Consider the following 18069-nt stretch of genomic DNA (forward strand, 5'->3'; position numbering starts at 1 on the left):
TTGCTTTCTATTTATCATTTTCAGCCGCTGAGGAGGACTTTATGGACGTCATCACCGTCGCGACCGCCATCTCTGTGATGGGCATTATTATTGGAATAGGCGTGCTGCTTTCCTCCAGAATGGAAATCGGCACGCAGGCAAAACAGGTTCTCGTCATCACCGTGCTGAACGTCGCGGTCCCATCCGTCATTTTAAACGGTGTATTCAACACTGATGTGTCCGATGACCTGCTCCGCCAGGTAGGGATCATATTCGGTCTTTCCGTCGGGCTGCATCTTGCTGCCGTCGTACTCGCTCTCGGCATGGCGAGACTGCTCGGCTTTACAAGCACAAAAGCGCGGCAGCTGACCGTGCTTGCCGCACTCGGCAATACCGGGTTTATCGGCATCCCGCTTTGCGCAACAATCTTCGGTCCGGTCGGCGGCCTGCTCGCAGCTGTCGTCGACGCGGGACTCGACTTTGTCGTTTTTACCGTCGCGATCTATCTGCTGCAGGCTGGCAGCAGCTTTCGTCTGCGTCAGCTGAAGTCGCTCTTGAACCTGCCGCTTGCCGCCGTCATTGTCGGAATCAGCTCGGCCTTTATCGGCTTTGAACCGCCTGCCGTCGTACGCCAGCTGGTTGAGCTGCTTTCCGGACTCGCGGCGCCGCTTGCTATGCTCTATATCGGCATTCTGCTGCAGCAGCTGCTTGCTAGAACCGGGTTCCGGATCGAAGCAGCCGTCTTCTTCCCGCTCGTCTTCCGGCTGCTTCTGTTTCCAGGGCTCATGCTGCTCCTGCTCGCTGCGCTTCCACTGGCCGAGCTCACGCGCAACGTGCTGATCATTTCGTTAAGCATGCCGACCTTTATGCTCGCGGCAATCCTCTTTTCCCGCTACACCGATCAGGAGGATACGGCGGTCATGACGATCTCGTTTTCCACGATTTTATCCCTTGCGACGATTCCGCTTATCACGTATGTGAGTCTGTTGCTTTTTTAGAGCTGCCGGCATACGTCAGCTTACGCCAGAGCGCCTCCATTGGGCCATACTGCCAGCGCCTCAGAATGATCGGACTCCACCAGAGCTGGAGGGCGACCACGGCGATCACGACGATGACGTTGCCTGTGACAGTCAGCGTATTGAACAGGCCGCTGACGTGAATGAAGAGGACGATCAATACCGTATGGCTCAAATAGTTCGTCAGCGCCATGCGCCCCATCGCACCGAACCGGTTCAGCAGCGGCCCAGCGCCGCGGGACGTGACGTACAACGTAATCGCGCTGATGTAGACGAGCGCAAGCGGCAGAGAGCCGATCCGGAGCAGCAGGTCATACTGATAAATGACTCCCGGATCCGTAAAGAACGTATCGGATAAACGCATCGGAATCATCAGCGCAAGAAACGGCACCGCGGCGATCAGTCCGCCGATGAGCATTCGCTTAAACACGATCCGCTTTTCAGCAGCACGCTGAAACCACTCTTTTTTTGCTGCATAAAACCCGAATAAAAACAGGCCGAGCACGTAGGGAATCAACAAAGGGATCTGCCCAAGCACAAGCAGCACTTCTTCCTGAAACCGGAACTGCCAGTACGCCGCGCTAAAAAACGGCACTTCATAGGCAGCTTCTGCTTCGTCCAACACGTTGTAGCCGGTTGCCTGCATCGCTTTCATGAACGAGTCCGGAATGAGCAGCTGCGTTGAGTAAAATAAGAAAAATACCCCGAGCAGCACCAGGCTCCAGACGAGCAGAAACTTCTCTCTCACTTTATAAAACAGCAGCAGGAAAAATCCGCCGACAGCGTAGTAAAGCAAAATGTCCCCGACCCAGAAGACGATCAGGTGCAGCAGGCCGAACACACCGAGTGCCAGCAGCCGCTTGACGAACAAGCGCCGCTCCGGCCACCCCTTCGCTTCTGCTCGCGTCATAAATAAGTAAAAACCGATCCCGAATAAAATCGAGAACGTCGAAATAAATGATCCTTCAATGAAAAATTCAATCAGTGCCGCCAGAATGTTATCGAACGCCGTTTCCGGCTGCGCCTGAATTCCGTACGCCTCTTTGAAAAAATCAAGAGACGTCATAATATGTACGTTAATCAGCAAGATCCCCATCAGCGCAATCCCGCGGATGATGTCGAGCGTCTCCACCCGCTCGTGTTGTTCGACTCCACGCATGCCTCCCACACCCCTTTTCTGTACGTTCCACGTTCTACTATACTATGTTTCCCCGCCGCTTGGAAAATTTCTCATCGATCGGCAGCGTTTCGGGCCGCTGTACCGAAACGCTTCCTTCTGCAAGGATCAGACCGGGTGCCTGCCCGGTTTCCTTATCAAGCAGTTGGATGATTGGTCCGGATGTTCCTTTTGATCGGCGTTACGTTGCGTCAGTTACGTTGCCTCCCTGTTACGTTACTTTGCAAGCTTGCCGCCGCACCCGAATCCCGAAAAAACACGCTGCGGAGGAGATCCGCAGCGTGCTTCCCTCTTACTGTTTTTCAATCTGTACATTATCGATGACGAGATGCTCGTCATCGGTGCTGCGTACGGAGAAGATCAGCTCGGCTTCTGCATCGCCGGGTGCTGTGTATTCCCACGTCACTTCCGTCCAGTCTCTGCCGTCAAGCACCGTATACGGAGAGTAGTTACTGTAGTTGTTTCCGTGCAGTCCTTCCGCGAACATCGCATTCCGGATTTCGCCGGTGCCCTTCACCTGAAACGTCACTGTGTACGTCGCATCTGCTTCAATCTGATAGCGCTCGGATGTGAAGCGGTTGTGCGACGTGCCCGTGTTCACAAGCTGCGCTGCTTTTTCACCGGAGAAAGCATCATCAGACTCGTTTACCCGCGACTGAGCGATGTTGCTCGCTCCGCCGAACCAGGCAACGGGCAGTCCGCTTTCCCACTGTTCGAAATCAGCATTTTCCAATGTTTCCAGTGCAGCTTCGTTAGAGAGAACGCGCACGTCCAGCGTGAGCAGACCGCGGTTTCCGGAGCTGTCGACCGCTTCGTAGCGGACGGTATAGCTGCCGGCACGGTCCGGATCGACGTTGTTCGTTACGTCCACCTGATCCGTGATGTCGCCGTCAACGTCATCGACGGCTGTCACTTCCGGCACGTCAAAAGAATCGCCGGCATTGATTTCCACGTATGGATTTTCGTTCAGCGCCTCATCCACGAAGCGGATTTCCGGAGGCGTTACGTCGCCCATGTCGTAGTCCGGGTCGATGTCCGGAATCGTCAGCTGGACCATGATCGGATCATGGTCGCTCGCACGACCGTGCACTTCCATGAACTCGGAGTTAATCGCCATCGCATCGACATCCAGCCCATCCTGCAGATGGTCGGAGACGAGAATGGAATCCAGTGACTGGGAGCTTCCGTTGTAGTTATACGTATACTGCTCGCTGCGCGGCAGCTCGTAAATCGCGTTGTACAGCCCGCCCTGATCCACAAGCGCCTCAACCGGCGGGGACCATGGGAAATCGTTAAAGTCTCCAAGCACAACGACGTTCGGATCTTCCGCCTTTTCATTAAGCTCTGCGACAAAGTCCCCGATAACGTTCGCAATTTCCAGACGCTGCTCGCGGCTGCCTTGTACCGGTGGCTGGACCATGCCGAATGGAGCAAGGTCGCCCCGCTTCGAGTTCCAGTGGTTGCCAATCACGTAGACCGGCTCGCCTTTAAAGACAAATTCCGAAATGACCGGCTTGCGGGAGCTGCGGAATGCATCGTTGCCCGGGTCAATAAAGCCGGTGCCGTGGCTCAGGCTGCCGTCTTCGGCAATTTGCACCGCTTCTTCCGGATCAGCGACGCTGTCATCTGCCAGCTGGACGCGGTCGGTGCGGTAAATGTGACCGACGCGGATGTTGCCGCCCGGAATACCGCCGTCCATGCCGTCAACCGGCGCGACGTCCGTCCACGCGTACTGCGGTCCACCCTGGCTGCGAATTTCATCAATCAGTCTCTGATAGCTTTCACTCGCATCTGTATTACCGCTGTCTGTCGTACCATCATTATCCATTACTTCGACGAGCGTGATAATATCCGGTGCGTTCAGCTCGTTCGCCATGGAGTTGGCTAGACGCTCTGTTTTCTCACGCGGAACACCAGGATAATAGTTTTCCACGTTGTACGTGGCAACAGTCAGCTGATCGTCTTCAAATGAGATCGTCGTTTCATCACGGCGCTCGTTTCCGCCGTCCATGAGCTCCGGCAGGCCGTTTACTGGCTCCAGCTTGAAGTTGCCGAAGTTGTAGCCGATGACGCCTGTAATGCTCTCTTCAAAATAGTCGCCTGTTTTTGCGACCGTGCCGCGCGGTGCGTTAACAAACATAATTTCCGTGTTCAGCTCTGCGTCAAAAGCTGATTCTTCGAGGTAGACACCGCCGGAATCCGTCCGGTTTTCAATACCCCACTCTTCCGAAATAACCGTCAGTTCGTCGTATTTCTGCGGTCCAGTAACGGTAACCTGTCCTGGAATTTCGACGAGCATGCCTTCGAGGCTTTCGTAAAAGTCGAGTGCATTTGCTTCTGCATCAAAGGTAGCCGGGTCGTAAATATCGTACGTATCCGGATCAGCTGTGAGCACTTCCGGAATGTCGCGGTCTACGCCGATCACAATCGGATCGGGCACATCGTTGCCGCTTGAGATCACGTTGATCGCAGATCCTGTAATCTGCGTCGTCGTGAGATCATCATTTCCATCAAAACCGTTTTCTTCCCACTCGACGACGGTTCCGTCAACTGCAACGAGATCGCCGACAGAGGTTCCGTGATTGGAGCGGAAAACAAACACCCCTTCAGACGTGTTCACGTCGCCGTCCGATTCAGCGCTTTGGAAATAAAAGCCGTTGTTTTGCGTGTGCGTGACAATCCCTTCGACACCGCGGACTGCCTGATCGACATACGGTGAAATGTGGGAGGACCCCTGAATATCGTAGATTTCCACCTCACCAGCTTCTGCGCGAAGCGTGTACGTAAAGGTTTGCACCGCGCTCGGCTCCAGGTCTTCACGGAATGCCGCAGCGCGGATTTCCATATCCTCATCTACGACAATCGGCCCTTCATAAAGCGTGCTGTCCGTCGTCGGGTCAGAGCCATCGACCGTGTAATAAATAGCTGCGCCGCTCGTTGCCGTGCGGAGCGTCACTTCCGTACCGGAAGCAACTTCCCCGGAATCAGGAGAAGCAGTGACTGCCTGCACCATTCCGGCATCTTCCAGGATGTCCGCATTGTCGCGAGGCATCAGCTTATTTTCGCAGAAATGATAGTTCACGACGCCGGTGATCAGATCATAATCTGTCTGCTCCAGCAGATCACCCCACGCACCGAGTAAGCGAAAATCGTTTCCGTCGCCGTCAAGTGCGTCAAAGTCGTTAAAATCGGTATTATCAAGTACGGATACATCCTCGATTTGAATCAGCTTTGCCTGCACATCGTCTGCATCCTGCTCAAAAAAGGAAGCATCTACCAGCTCAGGTTCAATCGCGTTCACATCTGCTTCCACGAGCTCGGAGTCCGTCACAAGCAGCTGCTTCATGTCACGGAACTCATCCAGTGTTCCTGTAAACGATACAACGTCGCCGCGGTCATAGCGGCTTCCGAGTTCCGATCCGCGGACGAGAAGAGCTGCCGTCTCGTCTTCGATGTACATGTTTGTCTGACCACCCTCTTCAAACGCGGCCGTCACTTCACCGGAAACGGTCCAGAACTCATCCGCGCCGACTTCCTGGCTGCGGACGTCAGCGATGGACATGCCGTCTTCTTCGTCTTCATCTTCTTCAGGCGCAAAGTTAAACGAAGCTGCTGTACCGTTTACGATGAGCTCACCTGCAAGACCATCCAGGCTGTCGTTCTCATGAAAAACGGTCAGCTCGGAGCGGTTTTGACGGGTAACTTCCTGATCCGTTACTTCCGGCTCTAGCGTCTCTCCGTTGTCCAGCTCAACGGAAATATCCAGCATCCTTTCTGCAGGAATCCCTGCCGGGTAGGTTTTATCAAACTGAACGGTGAAACTTGTTTCATCCTTCACGTCAACGGAGCGGACTTCCCGATCCGGACCTTGTGCTGATGCGGCCGGAAGGTAGCCGGAAATCATCAGCGCTGCTGCCAGTACAATAACTAGCAGTTTTTTTGCGGTGTGCTGCATCGTATGCATATGTATGTCCTCCTTTTAAGGTATGAGTTGAGCGTAGCACGCACCTCCTTTTCCTGCCATGCAGGACTTCAGATGACAGACCTATTTGACGGTGCCTTATGTCCCTTGCGCTTTATACGAACGTACTTTCGTCATTCCTTGCCCTGCATCGATTTCGAACAATTCTGTGAGCTGGCGCTGTTTTATGTATCCGTTTACATCTGTAACAATATTCATCCTTGCTTCACACTAAAACAAGATAAGCCTGTTTTTCAGGATAAATTTGGATGTGAAAACAACTGTCTCTTTCACCCTTCGGTCCACATAAATAATACACTGTTGAGCCGGCACCTTGGTAAAAGCGATGCCTTAAGCCGTCCCATGCTGAGCGCTCTCTTTCCATTCATTCATAAAAATACCCTTCCTGCGTCTTTAGACTCAGAAAGGGGTATTTACATACGATTGCATTAAACTTTATAGGAAAGTCACACGGCGTGAAGCCGCTGCATCAGCCTCCAGATGGACTCCCGTTTTTTATAAAGCTCGTGCGCTTCTTCGAGTGTAACGGCACGAAAACCAATTTCATCATCCGGAATCAGCTGGGCCGCAGTGGACAGATCCTCCTGAATGACGGCGCCGATGCGTGGATAGCCGCCTGAAGTCTGCCGGTCGGCAAGCAGCAGAACCGGACTGCCTCCTGACGGGAGCTGGATCATGCCGGGGACAGTGGCATCCGATACGCCGGTATTTCCTCCTGCAATCGGAAGCTCCGGCCCCTTGAGCCTGATCCCCATCCTGTCGAGCTCGCTGCTGACATGAAAAGAGGTCTGATAAAATGCCTGCAGCGCAGAGGATCCGATCAGCTCCTGGTCCGGTCCTTCAATGATGCGCAGCGTCCGCCTGCTGTAATCCGGCTGCAGCTCGAAAGGCAGCCTTCTGCGTCCTGGCATTTTGTACGCCGCTCCGATGTCAAGGACGTCTCCCGACCGAAGTTCACGCCCGTCCAGTCCGCCCAGACCGGCACGTACAAACGTAGAGCGGCTGCCTGCGGCAAGCGGTACGGAAATGCCGCCGTGAAAGGCGATATATGCTCTTGCTCCCTGCTTCGGCTCGCGAAACGCAAGCCTCGATCCCTTTTTCATCGGCACCGATGTCCACATCGGCAGCGCACTGCCATCCAGCTCCGGGGACAAGTCAGCACCGGTTACAGCGATGATCAGATCGTCATTTGCCGTGAGCTCCGGTCCCATCATCGTCACTTCAAGGCCAGCCGCTCCTGCTGTGTTGCCGACGAGCAGATTCGCCCAGCGAAGCGCCCAGCGGTCTACAGCTCCGCCAGTTGGTATTCCGTGACGGAGCTGGCCGAATCGGCCTTCATCCTGAATAGTTGTTAAAAGTCCCTGCTTCGTAATCGTGATTGATTTCATACGACCGCCTCCGGTGCAGTGACGTTTACTCCGGCCTGTTCAAGCCGGTACCGTATAGCTTGTGCGGTTTCGACGGCGTGTCGGCTGTCTCCGTGCACGCAGATTGTTTCGACTTCCAGCTTTATGATGCGGCCGTCTGAGGCGGTTACCTGCCGGCGCAACGCAATATCCTCTGCCTGGACCGCTGCTTCCTCCGCGCTTTCAAGCAGCGCCCCCTGCTTCGTTCTCGGTCTGAGCGTGCCGTCCGGCTCATAGCGCCGGTCCGCAAACGCTTCCCGAACTGCCGTGAGGCCCTGTGCCATAGCCGCTTTTTCCAGCTGGCTGCCCGGCGGTGCAAAAATCGCGTGTACTCCCGCAGCTTCTGCTGCACGGACGACTGCTTCTGCTGCATATTCGTCAGCGGCAGCATGATGATACAGCGCACCGTGCGGCTTCAGGTGGCGGACGTGCGTGCCATTAGCTCTGCAGAAAGCCTGCAGCGCGCCGGTTTGATACAGCACGAGTGCATAGATTTCTTCCGGACTCACTGCCATCATTCTCCGGCCAAAGCCGGCGAGATCCTGAAATCCAGGATGAGCCCCGATCGCCGTATCTGTTGCGGCAGCGAGCTCTACCGTCCGCTTCATCACCTGCGGGTCACCTGCGTGAAAGCCGCACGCAATGTTAATCGAGGTAATCGATCTCATCAGCTGTTCGTCATTTCCTAATTCATAGGCGCCGAAGCTTTCGCCTCCGTCGCCGTTCATATCGATCATCACGGCTGCCGCGCCCCTTTCCTGTACTCGTAGGCCCCTGCTTCTATTTGCTCACAAATGCGCGTATACACGTCTTCACTTACGGGCTTAAAGACGACGGTATCCCCTGCTTCAAGCAGCACCGGCGGTTCCCGCCGGTTATCATACAGTCTGACAGGCGTTCGCCCGATCAGCTGCCAGCCCCCGGGGGAAGCGAGCGGATAAATACCGGTCTGACTGCCGGCAATCCCGACCGATCCGGACGGCACCTCCCGTCTTGGCTTCGCGTGACGAGAGAGGGTGAGGCTTTCATCCATGCCCTCCAAATACGGAAAGCCTGGCATAAACCCGAGCATGCGCACCGCATAAACCGGCGCTGTATGCCGTGAGATAAGCTCCTCTTCTGTCAGTTCCAGTTTTGCTGCCGCGTCCGTAAGATCCACTCCGTAAGATCCGCCGTAGCAGACCGGGAGCTCCCAGCACACGCCCTGTGACGATTCCGTCTCCTGCTGGGCCTGAAGAAGCTGGTTTATGTCGTCTGCCAGCGTGTCCGGATCAGACTCCAGCGGATCGTAAAAAATCGTCACAGCATGAAAGGCCGGCACCCATTCGCGCACCCCGCGCGGACGATGCTTCTGAAGCAGCTGTGTCAGCATGCGCACATCTGCGGCGGCCGTTTCAGGTGGAAAGGCTGCACGTACAGCGGTATCACCGTAAGCGTGGATCATCGGCTTCATACGGTCCCTCCTCCAGTGGAAATTCAAGACAGAATAACGTCTTGCCTTGCTGCGATTCCATTAAATAAATCGAGCCTTGATGATTGTCCATCATCCGTTCTGCGATCGGCAGACCTAAACCTGTTCCATTTTTTTTCGTTGTCGTAAACGGTGAAAAGAGCTGCTCCTGTGTACTGTCCGGAATACCAGGGCCGTCATCTACGAACTCAACGCAGTAAAGATTTCTCCGTCGCTGACCGAAAATCGATATTTTTCCCTTTCCGTCCATCGCTTCCGCACTGTTGCGGATCAGGTTATGAAAAATCTGCTTAATCTGATCCGGGTCTGCCTGCACCGGCACCCGTTCCATATCAAGTGTGAACGCAATGTTTTTCGTTTCCGCCGTCCGTTCCACAAGCGGCATAATTTCTTCGACGACGTCTTCGAGAATAAGCTCCTCATAGGACGGGTCACGAGGCTTCGCCAGCAGCAGCATATCCTCAATGATGCCGTTGATGCGGGTAATTTCCTTCAGCAAAAGCTCCAGCCTGAACCGCTCCCGCTCCTCCTCCGGCAGCGACTGCTGCATCAGCTTCAAAAAGCCGTCAATCACAGCAAGCGGGTTGCGGATTTCATGAGCCGCCCCTGCAGCGAGTGAACCGACGAGGGCGAGCTTTTCCGTATGCTGCACCTGCTGCTCAAGTGCCTCCGTGTCGGTGATGTCGATGAAATAAAACAGCTTGCCGATCGTCACCCGATGCTCATTGACGAGCTCTGCCTGTGAGCAGAGGAAAATCTGCTCTTCCTCCTTCTCATTTGTCACGAACACTTTTTCATTTTGAAAAATTTCTTTTGACGACAACAGCTTCCAGAAGTTCTGCATGCCGTCCTGCCTCGCCGCAAGCTCCGGCAGCTCGTCTTTATTAAACCCTGCACCGAGCACGTCGCGCGCCGTTTTATTCAGGCGGATTTCGCCTCGTTTTTCATCGGACGTCACGACGCCGACCGGAAGCGAATCCAAAATCTGCTCGCGGTACATTTTATCGAGAATAAGAAGATCAAAAGAACGCTTCAACTGCTCGGAAAGCTTGTTGACCGAATGAGCCAGCGGAATAAGCTCCGGTTGGTTCACGCCGCTTATTTGTTCGCCGTAGTTTCCTTCTGCGATATAGTGCAGCTCGCGCTGAAGCCGGTTGACCGGTCTCGTCAGCCCGGAACTGATCCGATAGGCCGCTACGAGCGCCAGCACGAATACGGCTGCAGCCGTCAGGACGAGCAGGTCGAGCGACTCCTGAATGATGGAAGTAAACCTCCCCTGCTGTGTCTCCAGCATCTCCGTCACCTGTGTCCGTTCAGCTGCAAGTCTGACTCGAAACGTCTCAAGCTCATCCATGTAGTCTGTTTCTAACAAGCTCGCCGCCTCTGCTTCATTGCCGATATCGAGCAGGCCGCTAACCTGATTAAATACGAGAAAATCGAGCCGCTGCAGCTGCACATTCGCAGGCTCGAGCTGAGCAGGAGGCGGGCCGTACGCCTCACGCATTGAAGCCTCCCCCTCGTCCCTGAACGATTCATAACCTTCAATAAAGCCGCAGCAAAAGTCAGTCTGAATGCCCATTTGTATGTATTGTTCCTTCATCAGCACTTGGGATTCCCAGTGGGAAAGCCATACGAGCTCAGGCACCTGATCTTCGGTGATCGACTCACTGACGTCGTGAATTTCCCCTAGCGACTGGATAAAGAAAAAAGAAAGGCTGACCAACAGACCGGTCAGCAGAAGCAGCACCGCCATAATTTTGGCGCGCAAACTCCACGTTCGCTTCTCTCCGTCCATCCGGGCCCTCCTTTCTCATCAGCGTGATCCATCGTAAAGATGACGGAGCACGCGGCTGTCATGTTTTTTCAGTTCGTCCATATCCGCTTCGCTGAACATCGGTCCAAACGGCGCCAGATAAAAGACGCCATCCTCTGCTGATAATTCGACAGTTCCTCCCGTCAGTCCTTCTTCCGACAGATAATCAGTCATGATTTTTTCATAGACGAGCGGCACGTTGTTGACGATGCTCGTCAGCACATGTTCCCGGCTTAGGTAGCTTTGATCATCAATGAAGCCGATCACATAAAAGTCATCTTCTGCTGCCTGCTGAATCACGTAGCGGTTAAACGTATTGCCGCGGCTGTAAATGACGTCTGCACCAGCGTCACGAAGTCTTTCCAGCGCTTCCATTGCCTTTTCCGTATCATTGCGATCTTCCACGACTTCGTAATGAAGCTCCGTATCGAGCTCCTGCAGGCGTTCTTCCACCAGTTCGCGGCTGCGCCAGTCTCCGTATTTACTGAGCACTCCGACGCTGCCGCTTTCTGATTTGATGGTGGCCGCCGTCATCGCAAGCACTTCCGTAGGAGCCACGTCAAACGTGTAGACGGTATGATTGTCATGATTCGTTTCGCCGTGCAGCGAGACAAATTCCACTTCAGGATACTGCGGCGCATACTCGGCAAACGTTGCCGCAAATTCACGTCCGTGCCCGATAATCATATCAGCACCGTCTTCCGCTTCTTTTGCTGTCCGGTAATCACGCAGCGTTTCCGTCGTTAATTCCGGATGCAGCTCCGCCTGGATCCCAAACTCATCGCGGATCATCACCTGACTCGTAAATGCAAAGCTTCCCCAGCTCTGATCGCGGATCGCATCCGACGTTAAAATTGATATATTCGGACCTGAGGCTTCCGATTGGTTCGACTCTTCTGTAATCACCCTGCTGGACAACAGCTGCATGGACAGCACGATGATAATCGCAACCGCTGCCCCTGCAGTCAGCACGATCACACTTTGCCGGAAAGCAGAACGCATCCGAAAACCTCCCTTCCTTCAATCGACATCGTTCGAGTTATTTCTTTATAGTTTACAGGAAGAAAAAGCGCTTCGTCTAGGTATATTGTTTATTTCCTGCTTGATTTTAGCGCCCTTCATATGTACGCCCTGTTATGGAAAAGCTTCCTGATTCTATCATTTTATTTACACACACTGCTATGCAAATGATGAAGAGAAGCAAGACTAATTTTACAACTATTTACATGTCTGAGAAGGTAAACGTGGAAAAACAATAAGAACAGCCGAATTACCAAGCTAATTTACAAAAGTTCCGTATTAATTTCACTCCCTTTTGAGAGACGCTTGCCAGGGCACTTTTTTCAATAGCAATGTCCTTCTCCATTCTGAGAAAGATTTCTCGCAAAAAGCCATGTATAGATAGTCCGGTTTGACCCGTGCGTTCATCAATGATCTTAGACATTGTTTTCCTCTGGAGTCGCGGGTAAGCCAGTGTCTTTCAGTCGCAGCAAGTTCGAATGGAGTAGTTACAAAGGAGTTGGAAATGAATGAAATACCTGAATCAAAAGCAGCCCGTTTTCGACTTTACGAAGCTCTCACTTGTAAAGTCCGTTAAGCAAGGATGGTTACAATGAAGAACAGAATTGCAGCGGTCATTACCATAACAACTGGCATTGCGCTTTATTTCTTTGTAACTTATGAAAGCCCGGAGTATGTAGAATTAGCAGACGGCAGTGTACATGAAATCACTCGTTCCTCTGACGCAGAGAATGTACAGTATGCCGAGAGAAGGACAGATATTCACGCACCTGACGACCTGCCGCCCGAGGACGTCTTCTTATTAAAGCTCGATGATTTGTACGAGTCCTTCCATCAAATCGTGAAAACACATAACGATGCAGTTATTTCCAATGAGATTTACGATATACAGGCGTTAGAGTACGGTAGTGAACATTTTGCCAGACAAGTGGAACGGGCTATCGAACAGCTGGAAGATTCCAAACTTAAGTCCGATGTAAGAAACTTTGGAACACTGATGGCCATTGTTTTACAAGACCCTGATCTTGAAAATTTAAATGCCGCTAAGAATCTTATTGATGAATTAACAAGCCTCCGTCTTCATCAAGGCTTCACCCGGGCAGTCGATGATGAGGTGGTAAAACAAGCCGAGTTTGTTATTCGAGTGAACAGCAGTGACATATCGGAATAAATGAAGCCTGCGTTTATATTTAATTGCGCAAGCAGGTGCTCCACGTTCAGACCGGTGACCTGCCATTGAATGCGGGAAGCCCGTCATTGCTTCACACCCTCTCGGACTATCGTAAACAAAATCAAAAAACCGCCTCCGAAGGGAGACGGCTTCTCGCTGGTATCAGCCTGTGTTAAGCAGTCCTGCTGCCACACCGCTGATTGTCAGCAGTACTTCCGTTAAGATTTCTTCTGTATGCTCTTCTTCGTCTGTAGCACGAAGCTTTTGAATCAGATCCACCTGCAGGAAGTTCATCGGATCGACGTACGGATTTCGCAGATGAACAGACCCTTGAATGTTCGGTGAAAAATCGAGCAGCTCCTCGGACTTGGAGATTTGGAGCAGCACGTTCTTTGTGCGGTTATACTCCTCTGAAATATCGCCGAAAATACGGTCGCCGATCGCTTTATCCTCCACGAGGTTGACGTATTCCTTCGCCGTCATCAGATCCGCTTTCATCAGTGCCATTTGCAGGTTGTTGATGGTAGACCGGAAGAACGGCCAGTTCTCATACATCTCCTGCAGCAGTTCCAGATTCTCGCTGCTTTCTTCGGCAAAGCCTGCCAGTCCGGTCCCGGATGCGTACCATGCCGGAATCATCTGGCGGCACTGCGTCCACGCGAACACCCACGGAATGGCGCGCAGGTCTTCAAACTTCTCACTGTTTTTACGGCTCATTGGACGGGAGCCGATGTTCAGTTCACGCAGCTCGTTCAGGGGCGTCGTCTGTTTGAAGTACGTGAGGAAGTCTTTATCGCCGAATACGAGCGACTGGTACTTCTTCAAGGAAGCATCTGAAATTTGTTCAATTGCCTGCTCGTATTCCGGCTTTAATCCCGTCGCTTGTTCAGACGAATGATGCACCTTGGACGTCGACTGAATCAGCGCAGACGCAGCCTGCTCCAGATTACGGAAGGCAATGTCGCCAAGCATGTAGCGGGATGACAGAACCTCACCCTGCTCGGTAATCTTCACGCCGTCGCCGAGCGTTTCAGCAGGCTGGGAAATGATACTGCGGTTCAGCGGTCCTCCCCCGCGGCCAAGTGAGCCGCCCCGGCCATGGAAAAACTTCAGGCCGATGCTGTAGTCGCGCGCCATGTTATGAATTTCCTGCTGGGCTTTATACAGCTTCCAATTGGCTGTAAGCGTTCCGCCGTCCTTGCTTCCGTCGGAATAGCCGAGCATAATCTCCTGATGGTCCCCGCGCTGCTGAATGTGGCTGCGGTATAGATCCATATCAAACAGCGTCTGCATGATTTTCGGTCCGGCAATCAAGTCGTCTACTGTTTCCAGAAGCGGTGCAACGTTGATGTTGCTTTCCACGGTACCGTCCACGTGTACGCGGTAAATTCCAGCCTCTTTTGCGAGCACGAGCACTTCCAGCAGGTCGCTTGACGACTGGGTCATGCTGATCAGATATACTTCGATCGAGCGGCGGCCGAATTCCTCGTGCGCACGCTGAATCATCTTAAACACTTCGAAAATCTTCTGCGTTTCTTCCGAGTAGTCTTCATTCAAGAGCATGAGCGGACGAGGGTCCTTCAGCACGCTTTCCAAAAGCTTCAGCTTCTCCTCTTCGTCCATCGACGCGTAGTCGTCAGCGAGCCCGACAACCTTCAGCATCTCGGAAACAGCTGTTTCATGCTCCCCGCTGTGGTTTCTCACATCGAGCGTTGCCAGGTGGAAGCCGAACAGTTCCACTTGCCGGATCAGCTTTCGAAGCTTTTTCAGCTTCACGTTTTCCAGCTGATGCGTCAGTGCGTTTTCTTCAATCAGCATCAGGTCGCGTAACAGCTCTTCTGCATGATCATATGCACCCTTTGACTTAGAGCCGACCTGACGAAGGCGCTTCAGCATCACCGCAAACATACGGCGGTACACTTCGCCTTCGATCTGCCACTTGTCCTTGCTCGTTAAATATTTCTTCTCCTGTTCGGCTACGTGCTTAATAAACGCATCCGGAATCGCCACACGTGACGTGGACTGACTGAACCGCTTCATGAGCTCGGTCAGGCCATCATCGTACTTTTTCACAGCAAGGTCACGCTGCAGTTTCAGCGTTTCCCACGTCACATCAGGCGTCACGAACGGATTGCCGTCGCGGTCGCCTCCGATCCATGAACCAAAGTTAAGGAAATTCGGCACTCTCCAGGTTTTACCCGGGAAGTAGTCGCTCAGCTGATCCTCCAGCTCCTGATGGACAGCCGGCAGCACGTCAAACAACGTCTGATCAAAGTAGTACAGACCATTTTTCACTTCATCCAGGACAGTCGGCTTGCGGTGGCGCAGCTCGTCCGTCTGCCAGAGAACCGTTACTTCGTTAATCAGGCTCTCCTCCAGATTGCGGCGCTTTTTATATGGCAACGTTGGATGATCCAGCTTTTGCAGAATGGTGGAAATCCGCTTTTGAATCTCCAGAACCGTCCGCTTTGTCGCCTCGGTCGGATGAGCCGTCATAATCAGCTCAATCGACAGATCATCAATAATTTTCTGAATCGTTTCATCTGCGTGCTCATCGTTTTTCAGTGCGAGAATCGCTTCCTGAATGGAATGCTTCTGCACGTCGCTGTCACGCTCCAGCCGGTAAAACTGCGACCGGCGAATCCGGTGGTTCTGCTCGGCAATGTTGACGAGGTGGAAATAAATCGAAAAGGCGCGGATCACCTGTTGACGCATAGGTGACTCCAGCTCAGAAATTTCTTTTTTCAGAAGCTCGTATTTATCCGGATCGTAATTATCCCGAAGACCTTTCGTTAACTCACGGATATCCTCAACCTTCTGAAACAGCTCCTCCCCGCCGTGCTTTTTCAGCACGTCACCAAGAATACTTCCCAGCTTTTTCACGTCATTGCGAAGCTGCAGGTTCTGATCTTGTGTTTCCGACATAGATGATTCCCTCCTGTTACAGCATCATCGAGCGCCCGATGACAGTACCGCCAGCATGCGGCAGTCGGAATGGGACAGTTTGTGTCCTAAGTGACGCAAACTGTCCCACCCAGGCCATAGGACACTCGTTAGACCTTATAGTAACAGAAATCATAAAAAATAATCAATTTTTTCTCACTATTTTATGAAAGCTATACATATAGGTAGAAATCCGGCGCCACAGCCACGTCATCGCTCCCAATCCCCCGATGACGCTCCTGACTCTGCTAAAAGCATGTCCCCGCAGGTTGAAGATTCATCACCGTTTGATCTTGAACGGCATGAGAGCGCGTGCGGAGCCGGACCGGGTGTTGAAAGCTTCTCGTTAAGAAGCCTGTGTCCGCGTGAAGCCGCGCCATTCTCCTATACTAAAGATGTTTCTCTTGAGAAATGGCTGAAGGCAAGTCTAAAGCAGACAGCGTGACATCTTTTCAAAATAGAAAAGAACCGGCCGCAGCCGGTTCTTCGAGTGTTGCTTATGCACCTTTGTCCATTGCGCGAGCGCGTTCGAACTCTTCCTGCATTTCTTTCGTCGGCTTAGCACCAATTTTACTGAAGATGATGATGAAGATCGACGAAATGACAAATCCGGAAACGAGCTCATACAGGTCGAAGATGCCGCCTTCGAGCAGCGCCCAGACGATAACGGTCACACCACCGGAGATCATTCCGGCAAGCGCCCCGTTTCGCGTCATATCCTTCCAGAAGAGACTGAACAGTACGAGCGGTCCAAAGGCAGCACCGAGTCCGGCCCAGGCGTAGCTGACGAGCTCGAGTACCGTCGCATCCGGGTTCTGCGCAAGAATCAGGGCTACAACTGCTACGGCAAGTACACCGATCCGTCCAACTGTGACAAGCTCCTTCTGAGAGGCGTTCGGACGAATAAAGCCTTTGTAAAAGTCCTCCGTCAGTGCAGACGAGGAGACGAGCAGCTGGGAGTCAATCGTACTCATGATTGCGGCAAGCACCGCTGCAAGCAGCACCCCTGCTACGACCGGATGGACCAGCACCTGGGTGAACTCCAGGAACACGGTCTCCGGATTATCAAGCGGTGCATCCGCAAAGTAGGCAATCCCGACAAGACCAGTGAATACAGCCCCTGTCATCGAGAGAACAACCCACGTGATCCCGATGCCCTGTGCCTTCGGAAGCTCCTTCATCGAACGAATCGCCATGAAACGAACGATAATGTGCGGCTGGCCGAAATAACCAAGTCCCCAGCCAAGCAGGGAAATGATTCCGATAATGCCAACCCCGCTAAACAGGCTCAGGTTGTTTGGATCGATTGAACGAATCTGATCGAACGTGGGACCGATGCCGCCAAAGTCCATGATGGCCACAATCGGAATGACAATAAGGGCCAGGAACATCAGAATCCCCTGCACAAAGTCAGTCCAGCTGACGGCCAGGAAGCCGCCGAGGAACGTATAGGCGATGATAATAATTGCACCGACCCAGAGTGCCGTCGTCTGATCGAGACCAAACGTGCTTTCAAACAGAACAGCACCGCCAACGAGACCGGACGATGTATAAAACGTAAAGAAAATAAGAATAAGCAGTGCAGAAACAATTCGCAGGGAACGGGAATTATCCTTAAACCGGTTCTCAAAGAAGTCCGGCAGCGTGATCGAATCGTTTGCGATTTCGGTATATGCCCGCAGCCTGCCCGCTACCAGCATCCAGTTGACAACTGCCCCGATCGCAAGACCGATCGCAATCCATGCTTCCACCAGGCCTGCCGCGTAAAGTGCGCCAGGCAGCCCGAGCAGAAGCCAGCTGCTCATGTCCGAAGCACCGGCTGACAGGGCTGCTACACCCGCACCAAGACGACGCCCGCCAAGTACATAGTCAGATAGGTTGTCCGTCATTTTGTAAGCGATAAGTCCTAATGCAATCATACCGATGAGATACACGACAAATGTAATAATAATTGGTAAAGAACCTTCTACCATGTTACATACCCCCTTTTAAGATGGTGTTCCTGCCGAAACGCCCTCCTTTTTTAATAGTCTGACATTTTATCTCTATGCTCCTATTATAATCTGAACGCTATGAAAACACTAGAGATGA

Annotated in this window: 12 protein-coding genes; 3 read left to right on the top strand and 9 right to left on the bottom strand. The window is 52.8% G+C overall.

Annotation, left to right across the window (positions count from 1 at the left end; all coding sequences use genetic code 11):
- Positions 1-41: 41 nt before the first annotated feature.
- Entirely contained in the window at positions 42-977 is a 936-nt protein-coding gene (locus HCN83_RS12220) for an AEC family transporter (RefSeq protein WP_168007703.1), read from the top strand.
- Here the strand turns inward: HCN83_RS12220 and HCN83_RS12225 are convergent.
- The 7 genes from HCN83_RS12225 to HCN83_RS12255 all read right to left on the bottom strand — a co-directional run bounded on the left by HCN83_RS12225 (position 949) and on the right by HCN83_RS12255 (position 11846).
- Positions 949-2154 carry a DUF418 domain-containing protein gene (locus HCN83_RS12225; RefSeq protein WP_168007705.1) on the bottom strand — a complete coding sequence of 402 codons (1206 nt, stop codon included), beginning with the start codon at positions 2152-2154 and terminating at the stop codon, positions 949-951. The two genes, HCN83_RS12220 and HCN83_RS12225, sit on opposite strands and share 29 nt — an antisense overlap.
- Positions 2155-2464: 310 nt before the next feature.
- Positions 2465-6136, bottom strand: a complete 3672-nt coding sequence (locus HCN83_RS12230) for a chitobiase/beta-hexosaminidase C-terminal domain-containing protein (RefSeq protein WP_168007707.1) — start codon at positions 6134-6136, stop codon at positions 2465-2467.
- A 464-nt stretch (positions 6137-6600) separates the two neighbouring features.
- Positions 6601-7542, bottom strand: coding sequence for a biotin-dependent carboxyltransferase family protein (locus tag HCN83_RS12235; RefSeq protein ID WP_168007709.1), 942 nt, complete (start codon positions 7540-7542; stop codon positions 6601-6603).
- Positions 7539-8297 carry a LamB/YcsF family protein gene (locus HCN83_RS12240; protein ID WP_168007773.1) on the bottom strand — a complete coding sequence of 253 codons (759 nt, stop codon included), beginning with the start codon at positions 8295-8297 and terminating at the stop codon, positions 7539-7541. Before HCN83_RS12240 ends, HCN83_RS12235 begins: the two co-directional genes overlap by 4 nt.
- Positions 8297-9013 (bottom strand): 5-oxoprolinase subunit PxpB, encoded by a 717-nt coding sequence (gene pxpB, locus HCN83_RS12245; protein WP_168007711.1) that lies wholly within the window; start codon positions 9011-9013, stop codon positions 8297-8299. Before pxpB ends, HCN83_RS12240 begins: the two co-directional genes overlap by 1 nt.
- Positions 8985-10826 carry a sensor histidine kinase gene (locus tag HCN83_RS12250; protein WP_168007713.1) on the bottom strand — a complete coding sequence of 614 codons (1842 nt, stop codon included), beginning with the start codon at positions 10824-10826 and terminating at the stop codon, positions 8985-8987. The genes pxpB and HCN83_RS12250 overlap by 29 nt, the downstream gene beginning before the upstream one ends.
- Positions 10827-10844: 18 nt before the next feature.
- Complete coding sequence (locus HCN83_RS12255) at positions 10845-11846, bottom strand: BMP family ABC transporter substrate-binding protein (protein WP_168007715.1); 1002 nt, start codon at positions 11844-11846, stop codon at positions 10845-10847.
- Between the two features lie 610 nt (positions 11847-12456).
- On the opposite strand from HCN83_RS12255, the gene HCN83_RS12260 reads away from it, so the two are divergent.
- Positions 12457-13035 carry a hypothetical protein gene (locus tag HCN83_RS12260; protein WP_168007717.1) on the top strand — a complete coding sequence of 193 codons (579 nt, stop codon included), beginning with the start codon at positions 12457-12459 and terminating at the stop codon, positions 13033-13035.
- Positions 13036-13197: 162 nt separating this feature from the next.
- Here HCN83_RS12260 and ppc read toward each other — a convergent pair whose 3' ends face one another.
- Positions 13198-15960, bottom strand: coding sequence for a phosphoenolpyruvate carboxylase (gene ppc, locus HCN83_RS12265; protein WP_168007719.1), 2763 nt, complete (start codon positions 15958-15960; stop codon positions 13198-13200).
- Positions 15961-16144: 184 nt separating this feature from the next.
- Between ppc and HCN83_RS12270 the strand changes: the two genes are divergently transcribed.
- Positions 16145-16423: a hypothetical protein gene (locus HCN83_RS12270; RefSeq protein WP_168007721.1), complete on the top strand. Its 279-nt coding sequence runs from the start codon at positions 16145-16147 to the stop codon at positions 16421-16423.
- 52 nt (positions 16424-16475) lie between these two features.
- On the opposite strand, the gene putP is transcribed toward HCN83_RS12270, so the two are convergent.
- Positions 16476-17951 carry a sodium/proline symporter PutP gene (gene putP / locus HCN83_RS12275; protein WP_168007724.1) on the bottom strand — a complete coding sequence of 492 codons (1476 nt, stop codon included), beginning with the start codon at positions 17949-17951 and terminating at the stop codon, positions 16476-16478.
- Between the last annotated feature and the right edge of the window lie 118 nt (positions 17952-18069).

The sequence above is a fragment of the Alkalicoccus luteus genome, assembly GCF_012034335.1.
Lineage (GTDB): Bacteria > Bacillota > Bacilli > Bacillales > Salisediminibacteriaceae > Alkalicoccus > Alkalicoccus luteus_A.

Excerpts from the sequence above, each read along its gene's own strand:
- HCN83_RS12220 (WP_168007703.1), top strand. The coding sequence starts at position 42 with ATGGACGTCATCACCGTCGCGACCGCCATCTCTGTGATGGGCATTATT.
- HCN83_RS12225 (WP_168007705.1), bottom strand. The coding sequence starts at position 2,154 with ATGCGTGGAGTCGAACAACACGAGCGGGTGGAGACGCTCGACATCATC.
- HCN83_RS12230 (WP_168007707.1), bottom strand. The coding sequence starts at position 6,136 with ATGCATACGATGCAGCACACCGCAAAAAAACTGCTAGTTATTGTACTG.
- HCN83_RS12235 (WP_168007709.1), bottom strand. The coding sequence starts at position 7,542 with ATGAAATCAATCACGATTACGAAGCAGGGACTTTTAACAACTATTCAG.
- HCN83_RS12240 (WP_168007773.1), bottom strand. The coding sequence starts at position 8,297 with ATGATCGATATGAACGGCGACGGAGGCGAAAGCTTCGGCGCCTATGAA.
- pxpB (WP_168007711.1), bottom strand. The coding sequence starts at position 9,013 with ATGAAGCCGATGATCCACGCTTACGGTGATACCGCTGTACGTGCAGCC.
- HCN83_RS12250 (WP_168007713.1), bottom strand. The coding sequence starts at position 10,826 with ATGGACGGAGAGAAGCGAACGTGGAGTTTGCGCGCCAAAATTATGGCG.
- HCN83_RS12255 (WP_168007715.1), bottom strand. The coding sequence starts at position 11,846 with ATGCGTTCTGCTTTCCGGCAAAGTGTGATCGTGCTGACTGCAGGGGCA.
- HCN83_RS12260 (WP_168007717.1), top strand. The coding sequence starts at position 12,457 with ATGAAGAACAGAATTGCAGCGGTCATTACCATAACAACTGGCATTGCG.
- ppc (WP_168007719.1), bottom strand. The coding sequence starts at position 15,960 with ATGTCGGAAACACAAGATCAGAACCTGCAGCTTCGCAATGACGTGAAA.
- HCN83_RS12270 (WP_168007721.1), top strand. The coding sequence starts at position 16,145 with ATGAAAGCTATACATATAGGTAGAAATCCGGCGCCACAGCCACGTCAT.
- putP (WP_168007724.1), bottom strand. The coding sequence starts at position 17,951 with ATGGTAGAAGGTTCTTTACCAATTATTATTACATTTGTCGTGTATCTC.